The sequence below is a fragment of the Agarivorans sp. 1_MG-2023 genome, from assembly GCF_030548385.1.
Taxonomy (GTDB): domain Bacteria; phylum Pseudomonadota; class Gammaproteobacteria; order Enterobacterales; family Celerinatantimonadaceae; genus Agarivorans.
Genome location: NZ_JAUOSJ010000003.1, coordinates 274,106 through 287,771, shown reverse-complemented (window position 1 = coordinate 287,771; position 13,666 = coordinate 274,106). Strand labels below are relative to the sequence as shown.

At 43.8% G+C, this 13,666-nt stretch carries 13 protein-coding genes; 6 read left to right on the top strand and 7 right to left on the bottom strand.

Going from position 1 to position 13,666, the window contains the following annotated elements; all coding sequences use genetic code 11:
- Nucleotides 1–78: 78 nt before the first annotated feature.
- From xdp1 to Q4592_RS05640, 4 genes are all read right to left on the bottom strand, one after another.
- Complete coding sequence (gene xdp1 / locus Q4592_RS05655; protein WP_137671736.1) at nt 79–822, bottom strand: exosortase-dependent surface protein XDP1; 744 nt, start codon at nt 820–822, stop codon at nt 79–81.
- A gap of 245 nt (nt 823–1,067) precedes the next feature.
- Nucleotides 1,068–1,805, bottom strand: coding sequence for a ferredoxin--NADP reductase (locus Q4592_RS05650; protein ID WP_303510886.1), 738 nt, complete (start codon nt 1,803–1,805; stop codon nt 1,068–1,070).
- Between the two features lie 26 nt (nt 1,806–1,831).
- On the bottom strand, nt 1,832–2,371 hold the full coding sequence (locus Q4592_RS05645) for a lipocalin family protein (RefSeq protein ID WP_303510884.1): 540 nt from the start codon (nt 2,369–2,371) through the stop codon (nt 1,832–1,834).
- Between the two features lie 16 nt (nt 2,372–2,387).
- Nucleotides 2,388–3,146, bottom strand: a complete 759-nt coding sequence (locus tag Q4592_RS05640) for a sulfite exporter TauE/SafE family protein (protein ID WP_303510881.1) — start codon at nt 3,144–3,146, stop codon at nt 2,388–2,390.
- 152 nt (nt 3,147–3,298) lie between these two features.
- Between Q4592_RS05640 and lhgO the strand changes: the two genes are divergently transcribed.
- From lhgO to Q4592_RS05610, 6 genes are all read left to right on the top strand, one after another.
- Nucleotides 3,299–4,504, top strand: a complete 1,206-nt coding sequence (lhgO, locus tag Q4592_RS05635; protein WP_303510879.1) for an L-2-hydroxyglutarate oxidase — start codon at nt 3,299–3,301, stop codon at nt 4,502–4,504.
- Nucleotides 4,505–5,026: 522 nt separating this feature from the next.
- Nucleotides 5,027–6,040: a GTP-binding protein gene (locus Q4592_RS05630; RefSeq protein ID WP_303510875.1), complete on the top strand. Its 1,014-nt coding sequence runs from the start codon at nt 5,027–5,029 to the stop codon at nt 6,038–6,040.
- A gap of 102 nt (nt 6,041–6,142) precedes the next feature.
- Nucleotides 6,143–6,616 (top strand): peroxiredoxin, encoded by a 474-nt coding sequence (locus Q4592_RS05625; protein WP_303510873.1) that lies wholly within the window; start codon nt 6,143–6,145, stop codon nt 6,614–6,616.
- Between the two features lie 48 nt (nt 6,617–6,664).
- A complete protein-coding gene (locus Q4592_RS05620) occupies nt 6,665–7,426 on the top strand; it encodes a S1/P1 nuclease (RefSeq protein WP_303510870.1) in 762 nt (253 codons plus the stop codon).
- 75 nt (nt 7,427–7,501) lie between these two features.
- The gene (locus Q4592_RS05615; RefSeq protein ID WP_137671744.1) at nt 7,502–8,458 is read left to right on the top strand and encodes a DUF523 and DUF1722 domain-containing protein; all 957 of its coding nucleotides are present in this window, start codon (nt 7,502–7,504) and stop codon (nt 8,456–8,458) included.
- Between the two features lie 203 nt (nt 8,459–8,661).
- Nucleotides 8,662–9,642, top strand: coding sequence for a DUF4382 domain-containing protein (locus Q4592_RS05610; RefSeq protein WP_303510860.1), 981 nt, complete (start codon nt 8,662–8,664; stop codon nt 9,640–9,642).
- 59 nt (nt 9,643–9,701) lie between these two features.
- On the opposite strand, the gene Q4592_RS05605 is transcribed toward Q4592_RS05610, so the two are convergent.
- From Q4592_RS05605 to Q4592_RS05595, 3 genes are all read right to left on the bottom strand, one after another.
- Nucleotides 9,702–10,538: a S1 RNA-binding domain-containing protein gene (locus Q4592_RS05605; protein ID WP_303510858.1), complete on the bottom strand. Its 837-nt coding sequence runs from the start codon at nt 10,536–10,538 to the stop codon at nt 9,702–9,704.
- An 89-nt stretch (nt 10,539–10,627) separates the two neighbouring features.
- Entirely contained in the window at nt 10,628–12,544 is a 1,917-nt protein-coding gene (locus Q4592_RS05600) for a methyl-accepting chemotaxis protein (protein WP_303510856.1), read from the bottom strand.
- Nucleotides 12,545–12,726: 182 nt separating this feature from the next.
- Nucleotides 12,727–13,620, bottom strand: a complete 894-nt coding sequence (locus Q4592_RS05595; RefSeq protein ID WP_303510853.1) for a GyrI-like domain-containing protein — start codon at nt 13,618–13,620, stop codon at nt 12,727–12,729.
- Nucleotides 13,621–13,666 lie beyond the last annotated feature (46 nt).

The window sequence follows — 13,666 nt, the reverse complement described above, 5'->3', positions numbered from 1 at the left end:
GAGGCAAAAAAAAGACAAAAAAATACGAAATACAGAGTATTTCGTATTTTTCGCTAAACAGGAAAAGGAATTTTGTATTTAAGCTTGGCGCTTTCTGGTACGTAGTGCAATACCAAATAGGCCCGCTGCAAATAACAGTACTGTACCTGGTTCTGGAACAGTAGCAGCAAACTGAGGTGTTTCGGTATTTACACCAGCAAGCTTGAATCCATCGTTGTTAGCAGACCAGTTCAAGTTACCGAATATAGGGTTGTATGCACCAATCAACCAATATTTAGACACAGCATCTGAATCAATAGCTTGATAAGCGTAATCGTCGGCATTACTTACTTCGGCTTCTGTTGTCCAACCTAAACCAGCTAAATCAGCCCATCTTTGATTATTCACAGTAGCAACATCACTGCCCGAATAAGCCAATACTGAAACATCTGCGTGACTAGCTTGCCTATTAGTTCCGTGATCTTCACTGGCCCAACCTAAAGTGAAGCCCGCTAGATTTACCGCTTCATCAAAAGTTAGCAAAACCATATCAAAATCGTTGCCGTAGCTGTCGATAGAATGTTGCGGAGTATTGTTCGGCTCATCTCTGTTATCAGACATCAAGCCATATGAGTTCGAATATCTAAGTTTGGTATTTTTAATACGTCCGTCATTAGGGTTGGCGGTATCCGACCAACCAGTAACACTTAATCCAGACATATCCAGAGAGTTACCGTTTCCAGTGCCGGATAGTGAACCATCATCAAAATCCCAAACTTGCTCCGCAGAGAAAGCTGACATAGACACAGCACACGTTGCTACTAATAAAATTTGTTTAAACACAGCGCCCCCAAAATAGCATTCTGTATATTATTTAAAAACCGTCCTGACCAATACAAAGCAATAAACAAGCCAATAAAATTAAGTCTTTACTTCCAATACGTTACAGTTAAAAAATTCAGTAAAACTGTAACATTGTAAAGAAAACTGACAACAAGCGTTGCTTTTGTAACCACTAAAAACTAGGTTGATGTTCAGGAGCTAAAAATTTGATGCGAGCAGATTAACATCAATGCTCATAAAACGCACTACCAGTATCGCTCCACCGTTACTTGCCCAGGTTTACGTCGTAAATTTTTCTTCAAACCTTTTTGCTCTAAGATTACTTGCGCATCGGTGATCATTTCGGGGTTACCACACATGATCACTTGGGAATGCTCTGCGCTTAATGTAAGGCCAAGCCCTTGCTCCAACGACCCATTCGCTAAGGCTTCAGGGATTCTGCTTTTAAGCGCACCTTCGCAGTCTTCACGAGTAACCATGGCTTGAAACTGGAACTGTGTGGGGTGTTCTGCTTGGTATTTATCAATAAGATCTTTATAAGCGATATCTTTGACTTTTCTCACGCCGTAGACCAACGCAATTCTCTCAAAACGTTGCCAAGCTTGCGCCGTTTCTAACATTGAGAAATACGGTCCTATTCCAGTTCCGGTGCCAATTAACCACAAATGCTTCCCCTCGGGCACTTCATCCAACACCATAAACCCTGCGGCACTGCTAGAGACATCGATGGTATCCCCAACACTCAATTGATGAAGATTAGGTGACAGCAAGCCTTGCTCTACCTTAATCGCAAGCACTTCTAGGTAATCGGTATCAGGAGGATTAACTAATGAATAGGCACGAGCTACTCGCTTGCCCTCTCTTAACTCTGATAACTTAATGAATTGCCCAGCGACAAATGGCGTAATATCGGCCTTAATTCGTAAACTGAATAGCTCATCATTCCAATCAATACGTTCAATTACTTTACCCTCAGTCCACATACTTGTTCCTTTACTAAGACAAATTCTTATTCTTGAGAAGTAATCACTTCAGAGTGATGATCTACATAAATCAACGCATCTACATCGTAGCCTAAGTCTTTAGCCTCGTGAACCAAGTCTCTTTTCACTTGGTGAGCTAAGTCAGGCGTTCGAGCAAGCAACCATAAATATTTTCGGTTAGGGCCAGCAACCAACGCGTATTGGTAGTCTTGCTCATCCAAGGCAAACACGACATAAGCACCATAAAATGGTCTAAAAAAGGACACTTTGAGATGCCCAATGTCTGGTGAGTCAACAAACTGAGCAATACCTTCGGCTTCAAACCACTGTTGTTCCTGCTCAGAAAAGCCTTTATTTAATACCGTTACTTTGCCGTCATCACGTAAGCTATAAGTTGCGGTCACATGGCTCATGCCACGCTCGAATGAGTGATCTAAACGGGCAACTTCATACCAAGTTCCCAAGTACTTTTGTAACTGAAAATTACTCACCGGCTCTATGCCTTCTGGTTTGCCGCTACATGCACTTATCAACAATACGGCAACAAAAATAACTGTCTTTTTCATTAGTACATCCTTTCAACTAAAACCTTAAGGCGGCAATACAGCCAATCAAAGTCATAACAAACAGAAACCATTTAAGCGTATTAGTCGCCGCTTTTATAGCAAACTTTACAGCGTAATGGGCACCAATAATGTAACCCACCGCTAACACTAAACCCGGCAACCACAACACTTGCCCTCTGGCAATAAACACCACCAGAGCAATACTGGTAAAAGATAAGGTACACACTAATTTAAGCGCATTTGCTCTTACTAAATCGTAGCGCAAACTGCCGGCCAATGCTGCGATCAAAATAAACCCTACGCCGGCCTGAACAAAGCCGCCATAAAACCCTGCTAAACCCAAGCTCCACTTAGCTGAAGGCGTATCGTCCATTTTGCGAGCAAGGGTGCCCGGTTCTGGCGCAACGGCACTGGGTTTAAACAGCATTAATGCCGCCATTGCCAACATTGCCCCCAGTAACAGGTATTTGATAATCCAAGCTGGTGAATAGGAAGCAGCAACCGCTCCCACTAGTCCTCCCACTAAGGTGGGCCACAAAATGGGAACGACATCTTCAGTATCAAGCTTGTCGTGCTTCTTGAAACCCAAAACACCGGTTAAACATTGTAAAAAAATGCCCACTCTATTAGTGGCATTAGCCACTTCTGCTGGCATCCCCATTACCATTAATGCTGGCAAGGTTAAATTGGAGCCGCCGCCTGCTAAGGTGTTAATCACACCAGCGATTAGCCCTACCACCAGCAGTAACACACCATGATAAATAGTAAAGTCCATTTACAGTTCTCTATAGGGCATTGATAAGTTTGACCTTATCATTGCATTAACTGGAATTCAGCAGCAGATTGATATCTTTAGTCTAAGCTTCGGATTTTGTGCCAAAATAACTAGGCTCAACACCTTGAGTAATGAGTCAAAAGGATTATCCATTGAGTTACGACTACATCGTAATTGGCGGCGGAATTGTGGGTTTAGCCACAGCTTGGCAGCTAAAGCAAAATCACCCTTCAGCCAAAATAGTGGTTCTAGAAAAAGAGCCTTCGTTAGCTTTTCATCAAACCGGGCATAATAGCGGCGTCATTCACGCTGGGGTATACTACCCGCCGGGCAGTTTAAAAGCGCAATTTTGTAAACAAGGTTTGAAGCAAACCGTCGCGTTTTGCCAACAACACGACATTCCTTACCTTCAGTGCGGGAAATTACTGGTTGCGACGACCCCTCTCGAATTAAGCCGTATGCACGATTTAGCCGCTCGTTGCATAGAAAACGAAATAGCAATAAGCCAGTTATCAGCCCAGCAACTAACTGAACTGGAACCAAATATTTCAGGCTTAGGTGCGCTTAAGGTTAACGATACTGGTATTGTGAGTTACCCTCAAATTTGCCAAAAAATAGCTGAATTGTTTACCCAGCAAGGTGGTGAAATTAAACTTTCACATCAGGTGAACGGGCTAACAGAGAGTGGCTCTCAAATCACTGTGAATACACAACATGGCCAGTTTAGCGGCAAGTATCTCGTTAGCTGCGGTGGCCTTATGGCTGACCGTTTATGTAAAATGCTAAACATTGATATCAACTTCCAAATCATTCCCTACCGAGGCGAGTACTATCAACTGCAGCCCCGCCACAACCAGCTAATCAAACACCTCATTTACCCCATTCCTGATCCCGAATTGCCATTTTTGGGGGTGCACCTGACTAAAATGATTGATGGAACGGTAACGGTTGGGCCAAACGCAGTGCAAGGCTGGTCACGAGAGGGTTATAACAAAGCCTCTTTTAACTTAGCCGATACCAAGCAAATGCTGAGCTTCCCCGGTTTTTGGAAAGTGGCTAAACAGCATTTAGGCAGTGGCTTTAAGGAAACAAAGGACTCTTTGTTTAAATCAGGCTATTTACAACGAGTAAGGAAGTACTGTCCCAGTTTAAACATTCATGATTTACGGCCCTACCCTGCGGGAATTCGCGCGCAAGCAGTGCTTAAAGATGGCAGTTTAGTGCATGACTTTTTGTTTGCTAATAGCCCACGCAGCCTCCATGTTTGCAACGCGCCTTCACCCGCTGCCACCTCGGCCTTTCCTATTGCCAATTACATATGTGAAAAAGTACAACAAGCTGAAGAGGCTAGCAGGTAGCGCAGAAGGGGAAGTATTTTATTAATAGTAGCGAAGCTTGATACAATTTTTACTATAAGACATACCGGCGAAAACTGACAAGTAGGTCGCGTAATTATTGTCAGTTCCGCCCTAATAAAGATGAGCTTATTCGCTTGTATTACCGCATCATGAAATGGACTCAATTTACTTTGCCCACGCCCCCTTAAAGGCAACAGCCATGAGCTACCGCATCCAAGTGTAAAACACCAAGCTAATCGTCACCATGACCCTCCCAGGTAAAGCTGATTTATACCAAGAAGTCGACATGTTAGGCAGTGACCACGACGAAGGTGGTCAGTATATGTATTTCAAAGCGGCTGTGTATGTTTAGAAAAAATCCGACCAGGCAGAAGACTTTGTTCAATCTACATTTTACCGATTAAACGTGACCCACTAAGCTCAAATAAACCATTACCCTTACTCCAGCCAAGGCTAATCTTCGCATTAACTGTGTTACTGTAAATTAACGAATATTTAGATACTTAATGTAGGTAAACTGGCGTGAAAATTATTGCTGATGCCGTTCCTTGCCATTTAGTCAGTGGCTTCTTGGGCTCAGGAAAAACCACCTTAATTCAGCACTTATTGGCGAACAAACCCAAGCATGAGCGCTGGGCTGTGCTGAGCAATGAGTTTGGCGAAATAGGTTTAGATGCAGCCTTACTAGAAGCCCAACAACCGCAACAAGATGTGTTTATAAAAGAAGTTCCCGGAGGGTGTTTATGCTGCGCTGCCGGTGTACCTTTTCTAGTCGCCTTAAACCAACTACTCAAACTGGCTAAGCCGCAACGCTTAATCATAGAACCCACCGGTTTAGGGCACCCGATCAATATTAAGCAACGTTTAGAACAGCTGGCTAACCAAGGTACCATTCAATTAGGGACAAGCTTAGCCTTGGTTGATGCGCGCGTATTAGCCGATAAACGTTACACTGAACACGAAAATTTTCCGGCGCAGTTAAGCATTGCCGACGCTATTGTGGCAAGTAAAAACGACTTGTATCAAGCGCAAGACAAGCTTGCTTTAACCAATTACCTACATCGCCAAGGCCTGCAAGATAAAGCCCTTGTATATAGCCAACATGGTCAATTAGATATGAGTGTGTTATTGAGCCCATTAGCTAAGCTACCTCCCCAATTAAAGCCTTGGTCGCTCACTGCAAATTCAATCGCCACACCAAGGGTTGAAGATAACCCAGAAGTTGTTGGAGAACCGCAGCCCTTTGCCGTTAAGCAGCATCATCAAGATGGTGTTTATTCGCTGGGTTGGCAGTTTCCTGCTAACACTCGTTTTCAGCAAACTGCACTGCTCACTTGGCTCGAATCTTTAGATTTATTACGCTGTAAAGCGGTGTTACAAACGCCACAAGCCACATTACTAATTAATCAAGTTAACGGCCAAGGTAAGTTACAAACCTTAGCGCCCAGTGAAGAAAATCGCATCGAGCTGATTGCCTCGCAAGCCCTTGATCAAACTCACCTTAGCGAGCAGTTGTTAGCCTGCTGCGAACCATAATAGGCAGTAACTTGCGAGCAGCGCTTATTCGCTCTAGGCTAAAGCCGCGCTTAAAAGTTATTACGAAAAATACGATGTATCCAACAACACATGGAGAGCAACATGATTGAAGTAGGTCAAACCATTCCAGAAGCAAATCTTGCCGAGCTAAACCAAGAAGGTATGCAAAACTATTCAACTCACCAGCTATTCGCAGGGAAAAAAGTAGTGTTATTTGCGGTGCCCGGTGCTTTTACTCCCACTTGTTCAGAGTCTCACCTTCCCGGCTTTGTAGTGTTAGCCGACAACATTAAAGCTAAGGGTGTAGATATTATTGCCTGCGTATCGGTAAACGATGCCTTTGTAATGAATGCTTGGGGCGAAGCTCAAAACGCAGAGCAAATTATGATGTTGGGCGATGGCGATGCCAGCTTCACTAAAGCCCTTGGCTTGGAAATGGACACAGCAGGATTTGGTGGCGTTCGTTCACAGCGTTACGCCATCATCATCGATGATTTAACTGTTAGCACTGTTAATGTTGAGCAGGCTAAGAGCTTTGAAGTAAGCAGTGCTGAGACTATTCTAAGCTTATTATAAACTTGTTGAGAAGGCGCCTTAGCGCCTTCTTATTTTCAAGGATGTTATGTGAACCGCTTAACCTTACTCTTCATTATTACCCTTATTAGCTTACCTAGCCATGCCTTTGGAGTGCTTGGACATCAGCTCATTGCCTATATCGCTCAGCAACAACTAACCCCACACGCAAACCATCAGATTGAGCTGCTACTTGATGGGCAGTCATTGGTTAACGCTTCAACCTGGGCAGACCAAGCACGCAGAACCGCTTTATGGAAGCATAGTGGACCTTGGCATTACATAAACATTCCTGAAGAACAAAGCCTTCAGCAAGCTAAACGCAGCAGTAAGGGCGATGTATTAAGTCAACTTAAGTACTTTGAAAACACTTTGCTAGATCAAACTTTAAACAATGAAGAGCGCCAACAAGCCTTAAAGTTTTACATTCATTTTGTTGGCGATTTACACCAGCCCTTGCACGTGGCCTACGCCAAAGATCGTGGAGGGAACAGTACAAGAGTAAAATGGTACGGGAAAACCTCTAATTTACACCGAGTATGGGATACCCAACTGCTTGATACCAAACACGGTTCAGTAGAGCAATATGCGCAATATTTAGCACGAAACTATCCGCGAACAAACACTCAAGGTAGTTATGAAGACTGGCTACAAGAAACTCGTGCCTTAGTGCCCGCAGCTTACCAGTTCTCCAGCATCAAGCTGGCTGATGAATATGCCGAGCAACACCGCTCAAGCCTCGAGAAACAACTAATGCGCGCCGGAACTAGACTCGCCAGCAAGCTTAACCAGCTACTTGCTACACCAAACTAAAAAATAATTTCACTCATAGTGATCGCAAAACACTGAGCCACGTAATACTTAGTAATACTCTCAGGGGATGCCATTATGAACCGATTCTCAAGCGACAAAATTTCAGTAGGAATTAGCAGCTGCTTACTTGGCCAAGAAGTACGTTACGACGGCGGCCACAAACAATCTCGCTTTTGCAGAACCGAGTTAGCCAACTACTTTGATTTTGAACCTACCTGTCCAGAAATGGCCATTGGTATGGGCACTCCTCGTAAAACTATTCGCTTAGTTCAACATGAAGACGTGATTAGCCTTCAAGCTAGCGATGGCAGCTTTGATGTTAGCGAAAAGATGAACAACTACGCCGACCGCCGCCTACCTCAGCTTGGTCATTTAAGTGGTTATGTGGTGGCAGCTAAGTCACCTAGCTGCGGCATGGAGCGGGTAAGTGTATATTCTCCTGCAAAAAACAACGCCAGCAAAGAGGGCGTAGGTTTGTTCACTGCCAAATTAATGGAGGCTTATCCACTGCTTCCAATAGAAGAAGATGGCCGCTTAAACGACCCAGTGCTACGCGAAAACTTCGTAAACCGAGTATTTGCCTTCCATGAGTGGAAAACCATGGAGCATGAGGGTTTAACGGTCGCTAAAGTACAAGCCTTTCACGCTAAGTTTAAGTACTTGTTAATGGCACATCACCCTGCCAAATACCGTGAACTAGGCCCCTTGGTGGCCAGTTTAAGCAATAAAAACCAGCATGGTTTTGCTGCTTACATTGAAGGCTTTATGGGCATACTCAAACATAACTGCAGCCGCAAAAATCACTGTAATGTATTGCAACATTTGCAAGGTTACTTCAAGCGCGACCTAAGTTCACAACAGCGTGAAGAACTGTCTGAGCGGATTCATCAATATCGTGAAGGTTTAATGCCACTACTGGTGCCAATTAGCCTTATTCAACACTATTTGCGTGAGCACCCAAAACACTATGTGGCAAAACAAGCCTATTTAGCCCCTCACCCTAGCGAGTTAAAGCTTCGTTATAGTCTGTAATTCTTAACTGCAATTGTTCGCCCAAACTACATCGTTTGGGCTTTTTTTTATCCCCACTAGCAGCTCTTTAACATACAAAATTAGTTAGTATTTACTGTGTTAAAATAGCGAGAATCGCCAACAAAACTATACTTAAAGGCGAGATAACAAAAACTAACTAGACCACGCATATTCAGGTTTAAACGCTAGATAGAGAATTCCCGATGAAAAATACTTTCAAGGTATCGCTTATTGCGTCGTTAACGCTTAGTTTAATTGCCTGCGGAGGCGATGGTGGCTCAGATATTACTCCACCAAGCACTGCAAAGGTGTCGTTTTCAATAGCAGATGCACCGGTGGATAGCGCTGCAGAAGTAAATGTGAGTTATACATCAATCACCCTACAGCGCACAGGGGAAGACGATATAGAACTGCCAATCGTTGATGACAATGGCGACCCTATCACGATTAATTTGCTCGACTACCAAAACGGGGAAAGTCTACTTGTACTAAGTGATACAGAGCTGCCAGTGGGTGATTATAGAGAATTAATCATCAATACTTTTCAATGTCCTCAAAATCAAAATGGGAGTACTGAGTTTTGTAACGTAGTGGAAGACTCCAACGCCACTTTGCCACTTAAGACACCTAGCAACAAACTGCGTCTTGGCGGTTTTACAGTGACGACCGAAGGCACTCAAGCCTATACCATTGACTTCAACTTAAGAAAATCTTTAGTCAGCACCGCCAATGGACAAAGCTATAACCTCAAACCACATGGTGTCACTATTGTTGACAATACCACTGTCGGCGAGATTTCTGGCAACATTGACCCAAACCTGCTTTCAACGGGAGATTGCCAAGCCGATACTGGCAACGTTGTTTATTTATATAATCAACCGATTGATGGGTTTTCTGTGTTGGGTGATGAGTATGACCCAGAAGTTGATACCGAGGTACCCGCAGATGTCGTTGCGCCTTATTCATCAAAAATGGTTCAGCAAGACAGTGAAACCAGCTTATATAGCTATAGCTTTGCTCACCTTCCCGCTGGCGACTATACGCTGGCCTTTAGCTGTAGCGCAGTAGATGATGACCCAGAACTTTATGATGCTATTGCCATTGCAGACCCACAAGACCAAGACGTTGAACTAACGGTGATTGCTGGTGAAGTGACTGAGCATAACTTTGAAGAAGCTTTTTAGGGTTTAGCCTTACAAAAAAGCCCGCATAAGCGGGCTATTAAACTCAATCTCTGCCGAAATTAGTCTTTCTCGTTAAGCACAATACCGGTTTTACTAATGGTAATTAAGCCGTCTTTATATAACTTGCCAATAGCCTTTTTAAAGGTGCCTTTACTCACGCCAAAAATCGCAGAGATTGCTTGAGGTGAGCTTTTATCGCTAAGCGCTAAATAGCCCTGCTCTTCATGTAATTTGGCAATAATGCTATCGCCAATATCAATCGCTTTTTGAATACCAATCGGCTCTAAACTGAGATCAAGCTTTTGGTCTTCACGTACTTTTTGAATATAACCGGTACACGCGTAGCCAGCTCGAATACGTTTAAAGACTTGGTCATAATACAACACGCCCCAATGCAGGTTGTTCACTACAACTTTGTAACCTAGCTCGGTACGCCCAGCGACTAATAAGTTAACTTTTTCGCCGCGCGTATATTTGTGGTCAGATTTATCAATGAAGCGATCCAACTTATTACTGGCAGCGATGCGTTGTTCATTGTCTAAATAAACGTATACAACATAATGGCGATCCACTTCCATTGGCTGCTGTTGTTCACTAAACGGCAGGAACAAATCTTTATCTAAGCCCCAATCAAGGAAAATGCCTACATCGTTAATTTCTTTAACTTGTAGGTTGGCGCACTCACCCACCTGAACCAGTGGCTTTTTCAAGGTCGCTAACAAATTTCGTTCACCATCTCGATAAACAAATACTTCTAGCTCATCACCTATACCCAGCTCAGGACTAAGCTCTCTAGTGGGCAACAGTATGTCACCAAATTCGCCACCGTCTAGGTAGGCACCTAAGTCAGCCATTTCAATCACGGCTAATTGATTAAGGCGTCCAATTTCTAGCATTTTCACTCTCTTTTCGCATGCAATAGGCCCCAACTGAGCCAATGTTGCAGTATAACATGCCAAGGGCAATAAGCCCTTAGCTTTATTGTTTACGCGGGTTTAAGGGTGTTCACAATGGTGGTGACTTGCAGGCTTACATCTGATTCAATTTTAGTGGCGAGCTTGTAGGCCGATTCTACCTGCGTTTTTACGGTATTCATCTTCGAGGTAAAACTGCCGACATGCTCACTTTGCTCTCGAATGTATTCGCTGGCTTGGTGAGCAACATTGGCTGAAGTTTGGGCCTGTTCACGTACTTGATGCGTGGTTTCCATCAGCTTGGAGGAAATCAACTGTTGATGCTCACTGGCTTCTTCTATGCCACCAATATTGTTTTCTAAGCTATTAGATGACTGTTTAAGTTGATTTAAGATACCGGTAATTTCTTCTAAAGAGCTTTGAGTACGCATCGATAAGGTACGTACTTCATCGGCGACTACTGCAAAGCCGCGGCCATGCTCGCCCGCTCGCGCCGATTCAATCGCAGCATTCAGTGCCAACAAATTGGTTTGCTCGGCAATGCCGCGAATCACATCTAAAATGGCACTTACGTCTGTAACGGCGGTAACCAGAGTAGCCAGTGATTCACGCCCTTCTACCACCGAGGCAGTTGTACGTTTACTGGCGCTAATAACTTGTTCAACGTCTTGCTGCGATTCGTTCATGGCGTTTTTGGTAGCGTTGGCGTTGTCTTCAACATCACTTGATACTTGGTTTAACTGCTCTGTTAGCGCGCGTAACTGTTCCATCAATTGTTGTGATTCAGCTACCTGCAGATCCGTTTGCTCTGAGGTTAAATAAACTTGGCGAACTTGTTCCGACACAGAATCTAAGGAGCTAGAAACAACCGACAATTGTTGATTTTTAAGCTCTTCAAGATCGCCTTGTTTAGCTAAAAGTTGATTGAAAAAAGTGGCAATTTCGCCAATTTCGGTATTCTTTCGGCGTACTTGTAAGCGTTGAATACTGCCGTTTTCAACCAACAAGGCAAAACCATTGCGCAGCTCGCGAAGTGGTTTAAGCACCGCTGTTTGCATGACTAGCTGCATAACAAAGGCCAGTAATAAAATGAGTCCAGCCACGCTATACAGGGTTATCTCTACGCTTGCCATCACCATGTTTCTTTGTTCAATAACGCCTTGTTCGGCCTGAGAAATTTGCTGCGTTAATTGTTCTATGTCGGCACTTAAGGCGCTGCGTAAAACCAGCCGTTGCTCGATCAGCGCGTTGGTTGATTGCAATTCTCTTGGATAACGCTGGCTCAAACTCAGTAGTTCGCCTCTTAACTCTTCAGCTAAATCACTGGCCTCTTCAGGGTCACCTAAAGCAAATTCATCCACTTCAACTTCGCTCATCACACCCAGCAAAGGTAGGCGGTTAATCGCCTCTGCGTATTCACTCACTTGACTAAACGCATCATCGTAAGCCAATTTGCTCACATCGCTAGGATGAGAGAAATAGCGATTGCGCTGCATGGCTAGGCTCACTAAGGCATTCATTAATTCACTGCCATTCTGAATATAAGCAGTAGCTTCGCTTCCCGTCGCTTTTAGGCCGTAATCCACTGTGCTATCGGCCCAGCCCAACATTTCTCGCTCGGCATTAATCAATAGACCCTGTTCATTTCCGCTCAATTTCCCTAAGGCAAGATAACGCTTCTGAAGAGCTGCGAGTAACTCCTCAAGCATTACCGATAAACCACTAAGTTGCTGCTGTTTTGACCGCTCAACTAGATCCTCGAGTAAGTTTTCAGCTTCGCTTAGTTGCAAGGCATTCCCGGTGTTGAGGTAGTTATTTACCTTAGCCACTAGTTGGCTGTTAAATTGAGACTTAAGAGATTGATAGTTTTGTAATTGCTGATTTGAGACAGACAATTCAACTAATGAAAAGTACAACGCAACAATGAGCGCTGCACTAACAGCCAATAACGCAAAGGCCGACAACCGAGAGAATCGAGATACGCGCATAAAAACTCCAATAGCAGTTCATTAAATGAAATCTGCATTCTTCCCTGAGAGGAGCCTTATTAGGCTCCAAATTGGGCGAAGATTTTATGACCGTGATGTGACATAAATATGACAATAACAATTATGTTAAAAAAGAATGGTAAACAACAAAAACGATAACAACAAAAAGCAAAACCTTTTAACTACAAAGAGATAGGAACACAAAGTTGTAAATCAAATAATTCATCCTTATCAATAAATTGACAACGTTGGTAGCGCACAAACGCCGGAATATCACCTAGCCTATAACCACTATCTGGCAGCCACTCAACATAAAACTTATGCAACATCGGTAGCAGTTCACCGTATTGTCCAGACAGATTTAAAGTGGCATGCATTCCACCTGGTATGGTTAAACAACTCACAGGCCCTCTTCGCAAAACAGGCACGTCTACCGCTAAACACGCAACATAATGACACAATGGGGCAGGTACAATATCGGGATTAGAATGGTACAAACCTAAGAGTCTATTCTGGTGCCATTCAAGGCCTTGGTTATCAGCCCACATCTGCAGCTTTTCATAAGCTTGACGAATACTGCGGCCGTAACCTTGATGCCTAACATAAGCCACAGTTTGTGGTGCTAAGCGCTGAATAGTGACCATAGGCAATGATAGGTGCTTGGCATGTTGCATTCGCTGTTGCAACTCTTCGCCCCAGCTTTGCTGGTAATTTTTACGACTGTAATCGTCGTAACCACCATCTCGCCATTGCTTAGGCGAACGGCCAAAGTGCTTTTTAAATGCTTTAGAAAAAGAGGCCGGAGATTGGAAGCCACATTGAAGTGCCGCATCCTGCACAGTAAGCCCAGGAGAAAAGATCAATAGATTAGCGCAACGCTCTAAGCGAGTACGGCGAATATAGTCGTTAACATTTTCGCCTGTGAGTTGCTTAAAACAACGGTGAAAATGGAACCTTGAATAAGCAGCAATTTTCGCCAATTCAGTCGCACTTTGCGGCTCAGAAATAGTTTGATGGATATGATACAACACATCATTTATTCGACTTTGTCTATTTAGCTCTGTATTCAGCGACACCCTTCTTCCTAGCACTTGTGTATCTTGGCAATTCTCAAAAATTAGC